The sequence below is a fragment of the Stenotrophomonas sp. STEN240 genome, assembly GCF_056756175.1.
Genome location: NZ_JBRRBO010000041.1, coordinates 22,841 through 39,379, shown reverse-complemented (window position 1 = coordinate 39,379; position 16,539 = coordinate 22,841). Strand labels below are relative to the sequence as shown.

Genomic DNA, 16,539 nt, shown 5'->3' with positions numbered 1-16,539 from the left:
CGGCTCGGCTGAGGCTTGCCCGTAACACCCCCCGCGCAGCATGGCTCGGCTCTACCTTGGTGCTGGGGGCCGCCTTACTCCATGCCCAGCTTTTTCAGCTTGTAGCGCAGCGCACGGAAGGTGATGCCCAGCTGGGCGGCGGTCTTGGTCTTGTTCCAGCGATTCTCTTCCAGCGCCTTCTGGATGACCGTGCGCTCCATCTGCTCGATGTAGGAGGGCAGGGCGGCGTTGGTCGGGTCGATGTCTACAACGGCTTCCTGGACGACGGTAACGGCGGCTGCCGCAGTGCCGTCGACAGCAGTACGTTGCACCGCGCTCTGCGGCTGCGGCAGGCGCAGGTCGCTGGCGTCGATGCGGTCGCCATCGGCCAGGGCCAGCGAGCGCTCGAGGATGTTTTCCAGTTCGCGGACGTTGCCGGGAAAAGAATAGGCATCCAGCGCTTCCAATGCCGAGGCGGCCAGATGCGGGGGCTTCTGGCCTTGCGATTGCGCCAACCGCTGCAGGATGGTGCCGGCCAGTTGCGGCAGGTCGCTGCGGCGTTCCCGCAGCGGCGGTACCCGTAGTTCGATCACATTGATGCGGTAGTACAGGTCATGGCGGAATCGCCCGTCCTGCACCAGCGTGCCCAGGTCTTTGTGGGTGGCCGAGAGGATGCGCACATCGACGGTGACTTCCGTGGCCGCGCCCACCGGGCGGACCGATTTTTCCTGGATGGCGCGCAGCAGCTTGACCTGCATCTGCAGCGGCAGTTCGGCCACTTCATCCAGAAACAGGGTGCCCCCGTTTGCAGCCTGGAACAGGCCGGGTTTGTCGGCATGGGCGCCGGTGAAGCTGCCCTTGCGATGGCCGAAGAACTCGCTTTCCATCAATTCGCCGGGGATGGCACCGCAGTTGACCGGAATGAACGGCCCGGCCGCGCGCGCGCCCTGGTCGTGGATGGTGCGGGCAACCAACTCCTTGCCGACGCCGGACTCGCCCAGGATGTAAACCGGGGCCTGGCTGCGCGCGACCTTGCCGATGGTTGCGCGCAATTCGTCCATGGCCGGCGAGCTGCCGAGCAGGCGGGTCGCGTTTTCCGGCGGTGGCGGGGTGCTGGGCCGGGCTTCGTTGTTCAGCTCGATGGCATGGCGGACCAGGCCGCGAAGCACATTGATGTCCACCGGCTTGCTGACAAAGTCGAAGGCGCCGGCCTTCAGGGCCTCCACCGCCAGGTCCATGCTGCCAAAGGCGGTGATCATCGCCACCGGTGTAGCAGGATGGTCGCGGGTGATCTCGGTCACCAGCTCGATGCCATTGCCGTCGGGCAGGCGCATGTCGGTCAGGCACAGGTCGAAATGGTTGCTTGCGAGCAGTTCCCGGGCCTCGGCGAGGTTGGCGGCGGTGCTGATCCGCAGGCCCATCCGGCCGAGGGTGAGGACCAATAATTCGCGGATGTCGCGTTCGTCGTCGACGATCAGGGCGCTGTGTGTTGCGTTCATGAATGGAACGATAGCCGAGGTAGAGGCATGTCTACAAACGATTGCATCGAAAAATGGATCATTGGCGCTCACTGCGGGTAAACGCGGTTTTAGGGGTGCTCAGGGTCAGCCGGAAGCAGGCGCCGCCAGCGGGAATGGACACGTAGTCCAGCTGGGCCTGGTTGGCCCTGCAAAGTTCGCGGGCGATATACAGGCCCAGCCCGGTGCCGTGCTCGGAGGTGGTGTAGAACGGCCGGAACAGCTGGCTGGCGATGGCATCGGGAATGCCGGGGCCGCGGTCCATCACGTCGATCACCGCGTTGCGCCCGGCCGAGGCGACACGCAGGCGGATCCGCGCTGGCTCCTCGGCGATGCGCCCATATTTGAGGGCGTTGTGGACCAGCGCCGTCAGCACCTGGTGCAGATGCCGCGGGTCCATCATGGCCACCACCGACGGCTCGCGGATCACCGCTTCCAGGCTGTCGTTTTCCAGTGAAAGGGTCTGCCGGTATTCGAGCACGAAACGCCGTACGAAGGCGACCAGGTCGAGGTTCTCCGGGTTCGCACGTTCGCGCCGGGCCAGCGCCAGCACGCTTTCGACGATGCCGTTGGTACGTTGGCATTGCTGGTGGATGATCTGCAGCAGACGCCGGTCGGCCTCACCCAGGTCCTCCGATTCCTCCAGCAACTGGGTGGCGTAGTTGATCGCCGCCAGCGGGTTGCGGATCTCATGGGCCAGGCTCGCCGAGAACCGGCCCAGGGTGGACAGCGTCAGCGATTCGGCCCGGCGCGAGACCACCGTGGTGTCATCCAGGAAGATCAGCGACATGTCGCTGTCGGCCAGCAGGCGGGCAAAGCGTGGCAGTACTTCGGCCTGCTCGGGGGCGAGCTGCAGCGGCGGTTCGTCTTCGTGCCAGCCATTGCGCCAGCGTTGCAGGCGTCGCGCCAGCTCGGGCGAGGCGATGCTGAGCGCGACCCGGTCGATGGCCAGAGCGCCTTCCATGTCGCCGAGCAGGGCGGTGGCCGCTTCATTGGCCAGGGTGATGCGGCCATTGGTGTCCACTACCAGCACGCCGGTGCGCATGCGGCGGATGATCAGCTCGTTCACTTCGAACAGGTTGGCTACTTCCACGCCGCGCTGGTCGGCCAGCTGCTGGGTGCGGCGGGTGCGGCTGCCGATCTGGTAGGCAATGAAGGTCAGCGCCAGGTAGCTGGTCACGAACATTGCCAGCTCGGCCAGGGTGCGGGTGTTCTGGCTGCCTTCCAGCATCTGCCAGATATATTCGGCAATGCTGGCCGCGCAGGCCAGCAACGCAAGCAGCAGCGCGGGCGACAAGGGCAGCAGCAGGCCGGCTGCCGCGATGTTGAACAGCAGCGACATCGAGATGCCAGCGCTGGCGCCGGGCAGGGCGTGGCTGAGCAGGGTGGCGGCGATGATGTCGATCACCACACTGCCAAACACGATGCGCTGCAGCCAGCGTGCGTTGCGGCCCCAGAGCAGCAGGGCTGCCGACACCAGCAGGTAGGCGATGGAGACTGTCTGCGCCAGCAGCGGTTGGTGCGCCTCGCCCACCATCGAGGTCAATGGCCCGAATACCAGCGCGCTGAGCAGTGCAGCGACCAGCACCCGGTACAACGCAAAAAAGTACAGCTCGCGCGTTGGGATGGATTCGATGCGGTCGATGATCGACGGACTGGGGGCCAAGCCGGATCTCCTATCCAAGCGTAATCACGCCAGTATAGGTGCGCCGGCCACCGGGCGGGGGGCTTGGCGACCTGCCCGGCAATCATCGGCAAGTAGCTGAATTAACAGGCAAAGACGTGCCGTTCTTGGCGATTTGTACAGACTTCTTTGCGTGCCGGGCCGCCGTCGGCGACAATATTGGGCCCGCCCGCCCTGCAAGTTGGCCAGTTTCGGCCCTGTGGTTGCGTGCGGTCGTTCCTATTCCCACGGTGACGCATGAATTTTCACGAGTACCAGTCAAAACAACTGCTTGCCGAATACGGCATCCCGGTCCCGGCCGGCAAGGTCGCTGCGACCCCGGACGAGGCTGTAGCTGCTGCCCAGTCGCTGGGCCAGGGCCCCTGGATGGTCAAGGCTCAGATCCACGCTGGCGGCCGCGGCAAGGCTGGCGGCGTCAAGTTCTGCAAGACCACCGACGACGTCAAGGCCGCTGCGGCCAAGATGCTCGGCACCAAGATGGCTACCTACCAGACTGCCGGCGTCGAGCTGCCGGTCAACCTGGTGCTGGTGACCACCGCCGGTGAGATCGTCAAGGAGCTGTACCTGTCGGTGCTGGTTGACCGTGGCACCAAGACCATCACCTACATCGCTTCTTCGGAAGGCGGCGTGGAGATCGAGCAGGTTGCTGCTGAAACCCCCGAGCTGATCCACTCGCTCAACGTCGACTTCGTTGAAGGCGTGCAGGGTTACCACGGCCGTGATTTCGGCTTCAAGCTGGGCCTGACCGCCAAGCAGGCTGGCCAGTTCGCCAACATCATGGTGAACCTGTACCGCCTGTTCAACGAAAAGGACCTGGCGCTGGTTGAAATCAACCCGCTGGCCATCCTGGACGACGGCAACCTGTACGCGCTGGACGGCAAGTTCGACAGCGACGACAACGCCGCGTTCCGTCAGAAGGCTCTGGTTGCCATGCGCGACAAGACCCAGGAAGACCCGACCGAAGTGATCGCTTCGGAGCTGGACATCAACTACGTCACCATGGACGGCAACATCGGCTGCATGGTCAACGGCGCAGGCCTGGCCATGGCCACCATGGACGTCATCAAGCTCAACGGCGGCGAGCCGGCGAACTTCCTGGACGTGGGCGGCGGTGCCAACAAGCAGCGCGTGATCGAAGCGTTCAAGCTGATCCTGTCCTCGGACAAGGTCGAAGGCATCTTCGTCAACATCTTCGGCGGCATCGTCCGCTGCGACATGATTGCCGAAGGCATCATTGCTGCCGTGAAGGAAGTGGGCGTCAAGGTTCCGGTCGTGGTGCGCCTGGAAGGCACCAACGTGGAAGAAGGCAAGCAGCTGCTGCGTGACAGCGGCATGGCCATCATCCCGGCTGACAACATCAACGACGGCGCCAAGAAGATCGTTGAAGCTGTCAAGAACGCCGCCTGATCCGTCACCGAAGGAAATCCAATGTCTGTTTTGATTAACAAGAACACCAAGGTGATCGTGCAGGGCTTTACCGGCCAGCAGGGCACCTTCCACGCCACTCAGATGGTTGAGTACGGCACCAAGGTTGTTGGCGGCGTGACCCCGGGCAAGGGTGGTACCACCCACATCGACCTGCCGGTGTTCAACACCGTGGCCGAGGCCGTCGAGAGCACCCATGCTGACGCATCGGTCATCTACGTGCCGCCGCCGTACGCGGCTGACGCGATCCTGGAAGCCGCAGCTGCCGGCATCAAGGTCATCGTCTGCATCACCGAAGGCATTCCGGTGCTGGACATGCTGCGCGTCAAGAACGTGCTGACCCGTTCGCATCCGGACACCGTGCTGATCGGGCCGAACTGCCCGGGCGTCATCACTCCGGGCGAGTGCAAGATCGGCATCATGCCGGGCCACATCCACATGCCGGGCAAGATCGGCATCGTGTCGCGTTCGGGCACCCTGACCTATGAAGCGGTCAAGCAGACCACGGAAGTCGGCCTGGGCCAGTCGACCTGCATCGGTATCGGCGGCGACCCGATCAACGGCCTGAACTTCGTTGACTGCTTGAAGCTGTTCAACGAAGACCCGCAGACCGAAGGCATCATCATGGTTGGCGAAATCGGCGGCGACGCTGAAGAAGCCGGTGCCGAGTACATCAAGCAGTTCGTGAAGAAGCCGGTTGTCGGCTTCATCGCTGGTGCGTCGGCTCCGGCCGGCAAGCGCATGGGCCACGCTGGTGCGATTGCATCGGGCGGCAAGGGCACGGCTGAGGGCAAGTTCGCAGCGATGGAAGCTGCTGGCGTTGTCACCGTCCGTTCGCCGGGCGACCTGGGCGCTGCTATCGCGAAGCTGGTCAAGTAAGACTGCGCTTCAGTGATTTGAGAGAGGCCACCTTCGGGTGGCCTTTCTTGTTTTTGGGGTTGGGGGAGGGCGGGGCAAGAGCAAGGGCAAGAGCTTGCCCTCACCCCTACCCCTCTCCCGCGGGCGGGAGAGGGGACAGCCAAAGCCAAAGCCAAAGCCACAGCCACAGCCAAAGCCACAGCCAAAGCCATAGCCAAAGCCAAAGCCAAAGCCAAAGCCACAGCCAAAGCCACAGCCAAAGCCACAGCCACAGCCACAGCCAAAGCCACAGCCACAGCCAAAGCCAAAGCCAAAGCCAAAGCCAAAGCCAAAGCCAAAGCCACAGCCCGATCCCCATCCCGATCCCGATCCCGATCCCGATCCCGATCCCGAGCACGAGTCCGAGTCCGAGTCCGAGTCCGAGCCAAAAGCGGAACTCCGCCCTTTGCTCGGGCTTTGAATCTTTGCTCTGGTTTTGGTGTTGGCTTTGGCTGTGGCTTTGGCTTTGGCTGGGGCTGGGGCTGGGGCTGGGGCTGGGGCTGTGGTTTTGGCTTTGGCTTTGGCTTTAGCTGTGGCTGTGTTCTCGGTTCTAGCCGTTGCTGTCCCCTCTCCCGCTTGCGGGAGAGGGGTAGGGGTGAGGGCAAGCTTCTGCTTTGGCTTCCCAGCCTCCGGCCCAGATCGCATGAAGAGGCGGGAATCTTCCCAACCGAAAGCCTTGTTTCCCCGATTCCAGCCATTGCCCTCCCAGGCAATCGTCTCCCCACAAGGAGACGTCCATGCGCAAAGGCAGTAAAACCAATAGCGCCCGTGCCCTGCGCCGGCGCATGACAGATGCCGAGCGGCGCATCTGGTACTTCCTCCGCAGCCGCCACCTGGTCGGCTTCAAGTTCCGCCGCCAACACCCCATCGGCCCCTATGTCGTGGATTTCGCCTGTCTGGCGCACAAACTGGTGATCGAACTGGACGGCAGCCAGCACGCCACCGACCCCAATGACCCGCGCCGTGACGCCTTCCTGCACCGCAACGGCTACCGTGTGCTGCGCTTCTGGAATAATGAAGCCCTGAGCCACACTGCCGCGGTCTGCGAAAGCATCCTGCGCGCGGCGTTGGCAACACCAAGCCCCCGCAGGGTGCGGGGCCAAGCAGAAGGTTGTTGATATGTCCCAATCGCTACGCATCGCCCTGGCCCAGTTCGATTTCCCGGTCGGGGACGTGGACGGCAACGCCAGCCGCATCATCGAGCTGATGCACGAGGCGCGTGACGAATACGGTGCCGAGGTGGTGCTGTTTCCGGAACTGGCCATCAGCGGCTATCCGCCGGAAGACCTGCTGATGCGGCCGGGCTTCCTGCGCAGCTGCGAGCAGGCGCTGGCGCGGGTTGCAGCCGAAGCGCAGGGCATCGTTGCCGTGGTCGGTTGGCCGCAAAGTGCTGGCGCGGTGGTTTACAACGCGGCCAGCGTGCTGCGTGAGGGCGCAATCGCCCACACCTACCGCAAGCGCGAGCTGCCCAACTACGCGGTGTTCGATGAGCGTCGCTACTTCGATGTGGACCCGGACGGCGGCAATTGCGTCTTCGAGGTCAACGGCGTGCAGCTGGGCCTGGTGATCTGTGAGGACCTGTGGTTCCCGGAACCCCTGGCGGCAACCGCCAAGGCCGGCGCCGAGTTGGTGCTGGTGCCAAACGCATCACCGTACGAGCGTGGCAAGCACGCCCAGCGCGATGCGCTGCTGGCAGAGCGCAGCCGCGATACCGGGGTGGCCATCGCCTACGTCAATACCGTGGGTGGCCAGGATGCGGTGGTGTTCGACGGCGCGTCGGTGGTGGCCGATGGTGACGGGACGGTGCACCCGGCCGCAGTCGCCTTCAGCGAAGAAATGCTGGTGGTCGAGTACAACGTCGCCGCGCGCAGCTTCATGCCGCTGCATTGGATCGACGATGGCGATGAGAGCATGGATGCGCTGGCCTGGCGCGCGGTGACGCGCGGTATCCAGGACTATTGCCGCAAGAACGGCTTCAGCAAGGTATGGCTGGGGCTGTCCGGTGGTATCGATTCGGCACTGGTATTGGCGATGGCGGTGGATGCGCTGGGCGCGGATAACGTCACCGCGGTCAGCATGCCCTCGCGCTATACCGCCGATCTGTCCAACGACCTGGCGGTGGAACAGTGCCGCGCGCTGGGCGTGAAGCTGGAAACGGTGCCGATCGAGCCTGCCTTCCAGGGCTTGATGCAGTCGCTGTCGGCGATGTTCGAAGGCCAGGCGGCTGATGTCACCGAGGAGAACCTGCAGTCGCGCAGCCGTGGCGTGATCCTGATGGCGCTGAGCAACAAGTTCGGCGGCCTGCTGTTGACCACCGGCAACAAGAGCGAGTATGCGGTGGGCTACGCCACCATCTACGGCGACATGTGCGGTGGCTATGCGCCGTTGAAGGACCTGTACAAGACGGAGGTCTATGGCTTGTCCAAGTGGCGCAATACGGTGGGCGGCGCGCCGGTGATCCCGCCGGCGGTGATCACGCGGGCGCCTTCGGCCGAACTGCGTGACAACCAGACCGACCAGGACTCGCTGCCTGCCTACGATGTGCTGGACGGCATCCTGTACCGCTATATCGACCAGGAGCAGTCGCGCGAAGATATCGTCGGTGCCGGTTACGCGCCGGAAGTGGTTGACCGGGTGCTGAAGCTGGTGCGCATCAGTGAATGGAAGCGCCACCAGGCCGCGCCAGGCCCCAAGGTGTCGCGACGCGCTTTTGGCCGCGAGCGGCGCTATCCGATCACCAACGGCTACCGCAGCTGAGCTGCGGGTGGATGTGGTGCAGACAGAGGGGCCGCAAGGCTCCTCTGTCGTTCTGCACCATTCACCCTGCGCGCGAAGGGGCTGGAGCACTGCGAGAGCAAACAATGCGAGCCCCTCTCCCGCACGCGGGAGAGGGGTTGGGGTGAGGGCAGGATGGAAGTGGGATGGTGAACTGAGGCAAGTATTGCCGAAGTTCCAAAGCCAAGAGCCCAAAGCCCAAAGCCCAAAGCTCCCCCCATCCGCCCTTCGGGCACCTTCCCCCGCAGGCGGGAGAAGGGAATACCACAGCCATAGCCACAGCCACAGCCAGAGCCAGAGCCAAAGCCAAAGCCAAAGCCAAAGCCAAAGCCCAAAGCCCAAAGCCCAAAGCCCAAAGCCAGAAACAAGAAAGGGGCCCAAAGGCCCCTTTCCAATCACCAGCAATGTCGCAACGGCTTACTTGCCGCGGTTCATCGTGGCGTTGCTCTGGCCAGTGGCCACCGAACGCTCACCAGCGAACGGGTTGAGCTTGCGGATCATCCACGGGTACTTCGGCCAGTTGCCGGCCAGCCACGGGTGTTCCGGCTGGTTCAGCTGAAGCACGCGACGGGCGTCGTCGGCCAGGGTCTTGTTGCCCAGGTGGGTGTAGGCCTCGCCCAGCAGCGCTACCGCGTCGTACTGGAAGGCGCTCTGCGGGTAGGTCTCAAGCAGGTAGTTGGCGCGGCCAACCACGGACACCCAGGCGCCGCGGCGGGCGTAGTACAGGGCGTCGTCCAGCTCGTGCTGGGCGAAGATGTCGCGCAGTTCGACCATTCGCTGGCGCGCATCGGCGGCGTAGCGGCTGTTCGGGTAGCGCTCGGTGACGATGTTGAAATCGGCATAGGCCTGGCGCGGGGTCGACAGGTCGCGGCGGCTCGGGTCCAGGGACCATACGCGGCGCAGGAAAACCGTATCGCGGTTGCCGTTGGCAAGACCGCGCAGGTAGTACAGATACGCGATGTTGCGGTGGGTCGGGTAGGTGCGGATGAAGCGGTCGATGCTCGACACGGCGTCATCGTTCTTGCCGGCCTTGTACTGGGCGTAGGCGCTTTCGATCATCGCCTGCTCGGTGTACGGACCGTACGGATACTGCGCAATCAGGCGTTTGAAGCTGTTTTCGGCGCCGGACCAGTTGCCGCCCTCCATCAGCTTGTGGCTCTTTTCGAACAATTGTTCGACCGGCGCGCCTTCGTCGGCGTCCTTCTTGGCGCCGCGGTGGCAGCCAGTGGCGACGAAGACCAAAACCAGCAGCAGGGCGGTGAGGCGGACGGGCGCGGACAGCAGCGAGGAGCGTCGGATCATGGGTTCAGGGCAGGACGCGGCAGGAATACGAAGGGGCGATGATAGCCTAGTGGCCTGTCCTGCGACTGACTGTTGTCGTTTGGACCCCATAATTTCGTCTTTAGCCGGTCTTTGCCCATGTCCGAGAACACCTCTTCCAGCCCGCGCCACGCGCAGGTTCCCGATTCCGCCGCCGGTCGTCGCTTCGATGCGGTCGTGGCCGAATTGTTCCCCGAATTCTCCCGTTCGCGCCTCACCGAATGGATCAAATCCGGCGCAGTTCTGCTCGATGGCGAGCTGGTACGGCCCCGCGACCCGGTCCGCGGTGGCGAGATCGCCACCCTGAATGCGGTGCTGGAGGTCGAAGTCCACGCCTTGCCGGAGGACATCCCCCTGTCCGTGCTGTACGAGGACGAACACGTGTTCGTGATCGACAAGCCGGCCGGCCTGGTGGTCCACCCGGGCGCAGGCAATCCGACCGGCACCCTGCTCAACGCGCTGTTGTTCCGTGACCCCCAGATCGCCAAGGTGCCGCGCGCCGGCGTGGTCCACCGCCTGGACAAGGACACCAGCGGGGTGATGGTGGTGGCCCGTACCGTGCAGGCGCAGACCGCGCTGGTCGAGCAGCTGTCCGCACGTGAGGTGCACCGCCAGTACCTGGCGGTGGTGGTAGGCGCGCTGGTCGCCGGTGGCACGGCTGACGCCCCGATTGACCGCCATGCGCGCGACCGCCTGAAAATGGGCGTGCGCGAGGACGGCAAGGAAGCGGTCACGCATTACCGCCTGCGCGAGCGTTTCCGCGCCCACACCGCGCTGGAATGCCGTCTGGAAACCGGCCGCACCCACCAGATCCGCGTGCACATGGCGCACCTGAAGCACGCCATCGTCGGCGACCCGCTGTACGGCGGTTCGTTGAAGCTGCCCAAGGGCGCTACCGATGAGCTGGTCGCGAAGCTGCGCGGCTTCAAGCGCCAGGCCCTGCACGCCGAGACGCTGGAGTTCCAGCACCCGATCACCGGCGAGACCATCAGCAATACCGCACCGGTGCCGGCCGATCTGCAGGCGCTGATCAAAGCGCTGCGTGAGGACTCCAAGGCCTTTGCCGAGCGCGAACGAGGCCGCTGGTAATGGCGCAGGCGGGTCCGTTGTGGCTGGCCGACTGGCCTGCCCCCGCAGGGGTGCAGGCCTTCACCACCACGCGCTACGGCGCCGGCGGCTCGCAGCCCCCGTTTGACAGTTTCAACCTGGGCAACCGGACCGCCGCCGATGGCGACGATCCGGCCCAGGTGCAGCGCAATCGCGATGAACTGCAGCAATTGGCAAAGCTGCCCTCGGCCGCGCACTGGCTGCGCCAGGTGCACAGCAGCGACGTCGTACGCTTCGATGCGCCGCCGCAGGCCCAAGGATTGGAAGCCGAACCGACCGCCGATGCGGCGGTGACCTCGGTGCCAGGGGTGGTGCTGGCCATCCTCACCGCCGACTGCCTGCCGGTGGTGTTCGCCGCCCGTGATGGCAGTGAAGTGGCCGCAGCCCATGCCGGCTGGGGTGGTTTGGCGCGCGGCATGCTGGAAAACACCCTGGCCGCCATGCACACACCCGCTGAGGCGCTGGTAGCGTGGATAGGCCCTGCGGCCGGGCCGGCCCTGTACGAGGTCGGCGTGGACGTGCGCGAGGCCTTCCTGGCGCATTCCAGCGCCGCTGAGCAGCATTTCGTCGCTACCCGGCCCGGTCACTGGAAGGTGGATCTGCCCGGGCTGGCCCGGCAGCGGCTGATGGCAGCTGGCATGCAGTCTGCGGCCATTCACGGCGGCGAGCTGTGCACCATGGCCGATCCGCAGCGCTGGTTCTCGCACCGGCGTGATCGCCGCAGCGGGCGCATCGCCACGCTGGTGTGGATGGCGCCGTGAACACGCCGCTGTTCGCGCAGGTGCTCGGCCCTGCGTTCGAGCAGCTGCCGCCACAGGTACGGGCCCTGCATTCCATTCCCGCGCATCAGCGTTGGAGCGGGCAGGGCGAGGTGCTGCGCGGCAGTCATTGGCTGGTTGGCCCCTGCGCCTGGCTGGCGCGCTTGCCGCCGACCTCGGCGGTACCGGTGACGGTGGAGTTCGTGATCGACGCCGGCGGGGAGCGTTGGAACCGGCAGTTTGGCCCTGCGCGCATGGCCTCGCGGCTATGGCAGCGCGAGGGCCGCCTGTTCGAGCAACTGGGCGCGCTGCGTTTCCGCTTTGGTCTGCGCGAAGAGGGCGGTCAGATTCTGTGGCGGGCCGAGCGCGCCTGGGCGTTCGGGGTGTTGCCGCTGCCGGCACGCTGGTTTGCGCAGGTGCACTGCCGGGAGCGCGAGCATGGCGGGCGTTATGAATTTCTGGTGGACGTGTCGATGCCGTTGATCGGGCGGCTTATCCGTTACGAAGGCTGGCTGCTGCCGGAGCCGTCGCATGGCTGAGCCGGCGGTGATCGTGTTTGATGGCGTCTGCGCACTGTGCAGCCGCTGGGTACATTTCCTGCTGCGCTTTGATCGCCAAGGGCGCTACCGGTTTGCGGCGATGCAGGGCGGGCAGGGGCGCGCGCTGTTGGCTGCGCATGGGCTGGACCCGGATGACCCGCTGTCGTTTCTGTTGGTTGCCGAGGGTGTGGCCTATACCGACACGGATGCGATCCTGCGGGTGGTGACCGGGTTGGGCGGGGTATGGCGCTTGGCTGGGCTTGCGCGGGTGTTGCCGGCGGCGCTGCGGGACCCTGCATACCGCTGGTTGGCGCGGAACCGGTACCGCTGGTTTGGGCGGCATGACAGCTGTTTTCTGCCGACGGCGGAGCAGCGCGGGCGGTTTTTGGACTGAGTGCTTTGGTTTGGGGTTTGCTTGGGGTTTGCTTGGGGTTTGCTTGTTAGAAGCCTCCCCTCACCCCAACCCCTCTCCCGTAAACGGGAGAGGGGCTCGAATTGCTCGCGCTCGTAGTGCACTAGCCCCTCTCCCGCCTGCGGGAGAGGGGTTGGGGTGAGGGCAAGCTCTTGCCTTTGCTCCAGGCCTAAGCCCCCTCCAACGCCAACAGATAATCCCGCCGCCAGCGATGGATATCGTGTGCACGCAGGTGCTCCATCATCACCTGCCAACGCTCGATGCGTTCCGCGCGCGGCATGTTGGCCGCCGTTGCGATCGCATCGGCCACGCCATCCAGGTCATGCGGATTGACCAGCAGCGCCTGCTTCAATTCGTCGGCCGCGCCGGCCAGCAGCGACAACACCAACATGCCCGGGTTCTCCGGATCCTGCGCGGCAATGTATTCCTTGGCCACCAGGTTCATGCCGTCGCGCAGCGGTGTCACCAGCCCCACTGCTGCCTGCCGGTAGAACCCGGTCAGCGTGCTGTGCGCATAGTTCTGGTTGACGTAACGCAGCGGTGTCCAATCCGCCTCCGCATGGCCGCCGTTGATATGCCCGGCCAGTCGTTCCAGTTCGCCGCGCAGCTTGCGGTACTCGTTGACACTGCCACGCGATACCGGCGCGATCTGCAGGAAGGTCATCTCGCCTTTTTCGCGCGGATACCGCTGCAGGTAGCGCTCGAAACCATGGAAGCGCTCGGGCAGCCCCTTGGAATAATCCAGGCGGTCCACGCCGATGGCCAGCTTGCGGTGCTGCAGGCTTTGCCGCAGGTCACGCACGGCCTTGTTGCTTGCCGCGCTGCGGGCCTGGCGGGCGATGTGTTCGGTATCGATGCCGATCGGGAAGGCGGAGGTACGCACGCGGCGGCCATCCGGTGTGCGGATCCAGTCGCCGTCTATGAGTTGACCGCCCCCAAACAAGCGCACGTAGGACTGGAAGCGGTCCACATCGCGCCGGGTCTGGAAGCCCAGCAGATCGTAGGAATACAGCGCTGAGAACAATGCACGGTGGTCGGGCAATGCCTGCATCAGGTCAGCCGAAGGCACCGGCACGTGCAGGAAGAAACCAATCCGGCAGCCGACGCCGCGTTCGCGCAACAAGGCCGCCAGCGGGATCAGGTGATAGTCATGGATCCAGACAGTGTCGTCGTCGCGCAGCAACGGTGCCAGCGTGTCGGCGAACAGGCTGTTGACCTTCCAATAGCCCTCGCGCTTGCGCCGGTCGTAGTCGACCAGGTCCAGGCGGAAATGCAGCAGCGGCCACAGTGCACGGTTGGCGAAACCGTTGTAGTAGTTGTCCAGGTCGGTCTTGGACAGGTCCATGGTCAGGTATCGGATGGGCCCGTCCTGCGCTTCGTGCAGCGCGCCACTGTCGCCGCTGACGCTGCGCCCGCTCCAGCCGAACCACAGCCCGCCGCGCTCGCTCAGCGCTGCCAGCAAGCCGGTTGCCAACCCGCCGGCGCGGGTTTCGCCGGGCAATGCAACGCGGTTGGACACCACAACCAATCGGCTCACGATGCCTCCTGCCAGCTGCGCGACAGGCGCATCGCGGCAATCACCAGCCCCACATGCGAGTAGGTCTGCGGGAAGTTGCCCCAGGCTTGCCCGTCGAAGGTCAGGTCCTCGGACAACAGGCCCAGATGGTTGCGCTGCTGGAGCAGGATTTCGAACATCTCGCGCGCTTCATCCATGCGCCCGATCGCGGCCAATGCATCGATGTACCAGAAGGTGCATATGGTGAAACTGGTCTCCGGTGTGCCGAAGTCATCCGGGGCGACATAGCGGTACAGCGCATTGCCGTGTTTCAGGTCGCGGCCGATGGCCTCGACCGTGGCGATGAAGCGCGCATCGTTGGCGTCGATCAGGCCGATATCGGCCAGCAGCAACAACGAGGCATCGAGCCGGTGCCCGCCGAAGGTGTCGGTGAAGTGGCCGAGTTTTTCGCTCCAGGATTCGTGCATGATCCGCGCGTGGATCTGGTTGGCGCGCTCGCGCCAGTAGATGGCCCGGCCATCGAGTTTCAAACGGGTTGCGATCTTGGACAGCCGATCGCAGGCAGCCCAGCACATCGCACTGGTATAGGTGTGCACCTCCGTGCGGCCACGGAACTCCCACAGCCCGGCATCGGGTACGTCATGCAGGGCGAAAGCCTGTTCGCCCAGCGGTTCCAGCCGCGCGAAGGTATGCGCGTCGCCCGGGTCCTGCAGGCGCTGGTCGAAGAACAGCTGGGTGGAGGCCAGCACCACGCTGCCATAGACATCGTGCTGGCGCTGCACCCAGGCCAGGTTGCCGCGCCGCACCGGGCCCATGCCACGGTAGCCGGACAGGGTGGCGACTTCGTCCTCATCCAGCTTGGCCTCGAAACCAATGCCGTACAGCGGTTGCAGGCTGCCATCGTGGGTGGCCAGGTTGAAGATGTAGCCCAGGAACTGCTCCATCGTGCGGGTAGCTCCGAGCCGGTTGAGCGCGCGCACCACGAAGGCGGCATCGCGCAGCCAGCAATAGCGGTAGTCCCAGTTGCGGCTGCTGCCCGGCGCCTCCGGAATGGAGGTGGTCATTGCCGCGATGATGGCGCCGCTGTCTTCGTACTGGCACAGCTTCAGGGTGATGGCGCTGCGGATCACCGCGTCCTGCCACTCCAGCGGTACCGACAGATAGCGCACCCATTCGCGCCAGTAGTCGCGGGTGCGCTGCATGGCTTCCTGCACATAGCCATTGAGCGAACGGTTGAGCGATTCGTCCACGCCCAGCACCAGATGCACGCGATGATTCAGCACGAAGGGCAGGGCGTCGCGGACAAAGCGCACCGGTACGTCGGTGGTCAGGCGCAGGACCAGATCCGGCAACAGCCAACGAATGTGGTTGCTGCCCCAGGTGGTTTCCGGTTGCCGCGCACCCCATTCGGCCAGTGGTCGTGCGCGCACCACGATGCGTGGATTGCCCGATAGCGGCGTGACCTGGCGGATCAGGCTGACCGGCCGATAGAAACGCCCGTTCTGGCGCCAACGCGGGGCGAAATCGATGATCTCCACTGCACCGCCATGCGTGTCACGCAGCACCGTACGCAGGATGGCGGTATTGGTCAGGTAGGACTGTTCGCTGTCGAGGAAATCCTCCAGCTCGATGCCGAAGTCCCCTCCGGGTTGCTGGTTGGGGTTGAGCAGGGCACAGAAGGCCGGGTCGCCATCGAAGCTGGGCAGGCAGCTCCAGACCACACGTGCCTGTTTGTCGATAAGTGCACCAAAACTGCCGTTGCCAACTACGCCAAGGTCGAGGGTGGCGTCTTGCATTGCGTTCTCCTTTTGCGCGAACGCCACTGGCGCCGCTGCGTCCTCCGGATGGGTCAGGTAATGGCTGCACGCAGCCAAGCATGTACGGCGCTGATGTCGCGCAGGGCGCAGCGGGCCTGGCTGCTCTCGCGCTGGCCCACCAGCACGCCGATGCCGCCGAGTTGCTGGGCGGCAGCAAAACCGTGCTCATCGGTGAGGTCGTCGCCGACGAACAGTGGGCGACGGCCCTTGAATGGCTCGTGCTGCATAAAGGCTTGCAGGGCGCGGCCCTTGTCGTGGCCGCTGCCGACAAATTCGATGACATGATTTCCTGGTTGCAGGCGTACGCCGGAAAGCTGCGGCAACTGAGCCTGGGCAAATGCGATGACGGCATCGCCGGCTTGCGGTGCATTGCGCCAGTGCAGGGCCAGCGCCTGATCCTTGTTTTCGATCAACACGCCAGGGTGCGCACGCGCTAAGTGCATCGCGCGCTGATGCAGTGCATGCAGCCATGCGGCGGTGTCGGATTCGGCAGGCTGCGCATCGGCTGTGGCCAGCAGCTGCGCACCGTGCAAGCCCGCCATGGGCAGGCGCAACGGTGCAAACATGGTCTGCAGTTGGCTGACAGGGCGGCCGCTGAGCAGCGCCAACGCACCATCAAGATGCTGCTGCACGCTGGCCAGCAGCGTGCGCAGGGACGAATCGGGCGCTACCTTTTCCGGGTGATCGGCAAAGGCGAGCAGCGTGCCATCAACGTCGAGGAACAGTGCGTCGTCAGCTGTCAGCGCCGGAGGTGGCGGTCGCTGTAGGTCATCAAGCATGCGGCCACTATGCC

The 16,539-nt window shown here is 64.8% G+C and carries 14 protein-coding genes; 8 read left to right on the top strand and 6 right to left on the bottom strand.

Going from position 1 to position 16,539, the window contains the following annotated elements; genetic code table 11:
* Nucleotides 1-74 precede the first annotated feature (74 nt).
* Both ACVOKO_RS15460 and ACVOKO_RS15455 read right to left on the bottom strand, forming a co-directional pair.
* Nucleotides 75-1,478 (bottom strand): sigma-54-dependent transcriptional regulator, encoded by a 1,404-nt coding sequence (locus ACVOKO_RS15460; RefSeq protein WP_346499778.1) that lies wholly within the window; start codon nucleotides 1,476-1,478, stop codon nucleotides 75-77.
* Between the two features lie 58 nt (nucleotides 1,479-1,536).
* Nucleotides 1,537-3,162 carry a sensor histidine kinase gene (locus ACVOKO_RS15455; protein ID WP_346499777.1) on the bottom strand — a complete coding sequence of 542 codons (1,626 nt, stop codon included), beginning with the start codon at nucleotides 3,160-3,162 and terminating at the stop codon, nucleotides 1,537-1,539.
* A 255-nt stretch (nucleotides 3,163-3,417) separates the two neighbouring features.
* Here ACVOKO_RS15455 and sucC point away from each other — a divergent pair, with 255 nt between their 5' ends.
* The 4 genes from sucC (at nucleotide 3,418) to ACVOKO_RS15435 (ending at nucleotide 8,259) form a co-directional block, all read left to right on the top strand.
* Nucleotides 3,418-4,587 (top strand): ADP-forming succinate--CoA ligase subunit beta, encoded by a 1,170-nt coding sequence (sucC, locus tag ACVOKO_RS15450; RefSeq protein WP_346499776.1) that lies wholly within the window; start codon nucleotides 3,418-3,420, stop codon nucleotides 4,585-4,587.
* A gap of 21 nt (nucleotides 4,588-4,608) precedes the next feature.
* Nucleotides 4,609-5,484 carry a succinate--CoA ligase subunit alpha gene (sucD, locus tag ACVOKO_RS15445; RefSeq protein ID WP_057629766.1) on the top strand — a complete coding sequence of 292 codons (876 nt, stop codon included), beginning with the start codon at nucleotides 4,609-4,611 and terminating at the stop codon, nucleotides 5,482-5,484.
* A 755-nt stretch (nucleotides 5,485-6,239) separates the two neighbouring features.
* A complete protein-coding gene (locus ACVOKO_RS15440; protein WP_346499775.1) occupies nucleotides 6,240-6,620 on the top strand; it encodes an endonuclease domain-containing protein in 381 nt (126 codons plus the stop codon).
* A 1-nt stretch (nucleotide 6,621) separates the two neighbouring features.
* Entirely contained in the window at nucleotides 6,622-8,259 is a 1,638-nt protein-coding gene (locus tag ACVOKO_RS15435; protein ID WP_346499774.1) for an NAD+ synthase, read from the top strand.
* A gap of 435 nt (nucleotides 8,260-8,694) precedes the next feature.
* Here ACVOKO_RS15435 and ACVOKO_RS15430 read toward each other — a convergent pair whose 3' ends face one another.
* Complete coding sequence (locus ACVOKO_RS15430) at nucleotides 8,695-9,579, bottom strand: outer membrane protein assembly factor BamD (RefSeq protein WP_057628762.1); 885 nt, start codon at nucleotides 9,577-9,579, stop codon at nucleotides 8,695-8,697.
* Nucleotides 9,580-9,696: 117 nt separating this feature from the next.
* Here ACVOKO_RS15430 and rluD point away from each other — a divergent pair, with 117 nt between their 5' ends.
* From rluD to ACVOKO_RS15410, 4 genes are read left to right on the top strand one after another with little or no spacing between them, the layout of a single operon-like run.
* Nucleotides 9,697-10,686 carry a 23S rRNA pseudouridine(1911/1915/1917) synthase RluD gene (gene rluD, locus ACVOKO_RS15425; RefSeq protein WP_346499773.1) on the top strand — a complete coding sequence of 330 codons (990 nt, stop codon included), beginning with the start codon at nucleotides 9,697-9,699 and terminating at the stop codon, nucleotides 10,684-10,686.
* Complete coding sequence (gene pgeF / locus ACVOKO_RS15420; RefSeq protein ID WP_346499772.1) at nucleotides 10,686-11,465, top strand: peptidoglycan editing factor PgeF; 780 nt, start codon at nucleotides 10,686-10,688, stop codon at nucleotides 11,463-11,465. Before rluD ends, pgeF begins: the two co-directional genes overlap by 1 nt.
* Nucleotides 11,462-12,001 (top strand): DUF4166 domain-containing protein, encoded by a 540-nt coding sequence (locus tag ACVOKO_RS15415; protein ID WP_346499771.1) that lies wholly within the window; start codon nucleotides 11,462-11,464, stop codon nucleotides 11,999-12,001. Before pgeF ends, ACVOKO_RS15415 begins: the two co-directional genes overlap by 4 nt.
* Nucleotides 11,994-12,395, top strand: a complete 402-nt coding sequence (locus tag ACVOKO_RS15410) for a thiol-disulfide oxidoreductase DCC family protein (RefSeq protein WP_346499770.1) — start codon at nucleotides 11,994-11,996, stop codon at nucleotides 12,393-12,395. Before ACVOKO_RS15415 ends, ACVOKO_RS15410 begins: the two co-directional genes overlap by 8 nt.
* A gap of 187 nt (nucleotides 12,396-12,582) precedes the next feature.
* On the opposite strand, the gene otsA is transcribed toward ACVOKO_RS15410, so the two are convergent.
* Genes otsA through otsB form a run of 3 tightly spaced genes read right to left on the bottom strand, consistent with a single transcriptional unit; the run spans nucleotide 12,583 to nucleotide 16,525 of the window.
* Nucleotides 12,583-13,950, bottom strand: coding sequence for an alpha,alpha-trehalose-phosphate synthase (UDP-forming) (gene otsA / locus ACVOKO_RS15405; RefSeq protein ID WP_346499769.1), 1,368 nt, complete (start codon nucleotides 13,948-13,950; stop codon nucleotides 12,583-12,585).
* The gene (locus ACVOKO_RS15400) at nucleotides 13,947-15,725 is read right to left on the bottom strand and encodes a glycoside hydrolase family 15 protein (RefSeq protein ID WP_346499768.1); all 1,779 of its coding nucleotides are present in this window, start codon (nucleotides 15,723-15,725) and stop codon (nucleotides 13,947-13,949) included. Before ACVOKO_RS15400 ends, otsA begins: the two co-directional genes overlap by 4 nt.
* A 53-nt stretch (nucleotides 15,726-15,778) precedes the next feature.
* Nucleotides 15,779-16,525, bottom strand: coding sequence for a trehalose-phosphatase (gene otsB / locus ACVOKO_RS15395; RefSeq protein ID WP_346499767.1), 747 nt, complete (start codon nucleotides 16,523-16,525; stop codon nucleotides 15,779-15,781).
* Between the last annotated feature and the right edge of the window lie 14 nt (nucleotides 16,526-16,539).

What these genes read in the sequence shown, in the direction of transcription:
- ACVOKO_RS15460 (WP_346499778.1), bottom strand. Translation starts at nt 1,478, where the DNA reads ATGAACGCAACACACAGCGCCCTGATCGTCGACGACGAACGCGACATC.
- sucC (WP_346499776.1), top strand. Translation starts at nt 3,418, where the DNA reads ATGAATTTTCACGAGTACCAGTCAAAACAACTGCTTGCCGAATACGGC.
- sucD (WP_057629766.1), top strand. Translation starts at nt 4,609, where the DNA reads ATGTCTGTTTTGATTAACAAGAACACCAAGGTGATCGTGCAGGGCTTT.
- ACVOKO_RS15440 (WP_346499775.1), top strand. Translation starts at nt 6,240, where the DNA reads ATGCGCAAAGGCAGTAAAACCAATAGCGCCCGTGCCCTGCGCCGGCGC.
- ACVOKO_RS15435 (WP_346499774.1), top strand. Translation starts at nt 6,622, where the DNA reads ATGTCCCAATCGCTACGCATCGCCCTGGCCCAGTTCGATTTCCCGGTC.
- ACVOKO_RS15430 (WP_057628762.1), bottom strand. Translation starts at nt 9,579, where the DNA reads ATGATCCGACGCTCCTCGCTGCTGTCCGCGCCCGTCCGCCTCACCGCC.
- rluD (WP_346499773.1), top strand. Translation starts at nt 9,697, where the DNA reads ATGTCCGAGAACACCTCTTCCAGCCCGCGCCACGCGCAGGTTCCCGAT.
- pgeF (WP_346499772.1), top strand. Translation starts at nt 10,686, where the DNA reads ATGGCGCAGGCGGGTCCGTTGTGGCTGGCCGACTGGCCTGCCCCCGCA.
- ACVOKO_RS15410 (WP_346499770.1), top strand. Translation starts at nt 11,994, where the DNA reads ATGGCTGAGCCGGCGGTGATCGTGTTTGATGGCGTCTGCGCACTGTGC.
- ACVOKO_RS15400 (WP_346499768.1), bottom strand. Translation starts at nt 15,725, where the DNA reads ATGCAAGACGCCACCCTCGACCTTGGCGTAGTTGGCAACGGCAGTTTT.
- otsB (WP_346499767.1), bottom strand. Translation starts at nt 16,525, where the DNA reads ATGCTTGATGACCTACAGCGACCGCCACCTCCGGCGCTGACAGCTGAC.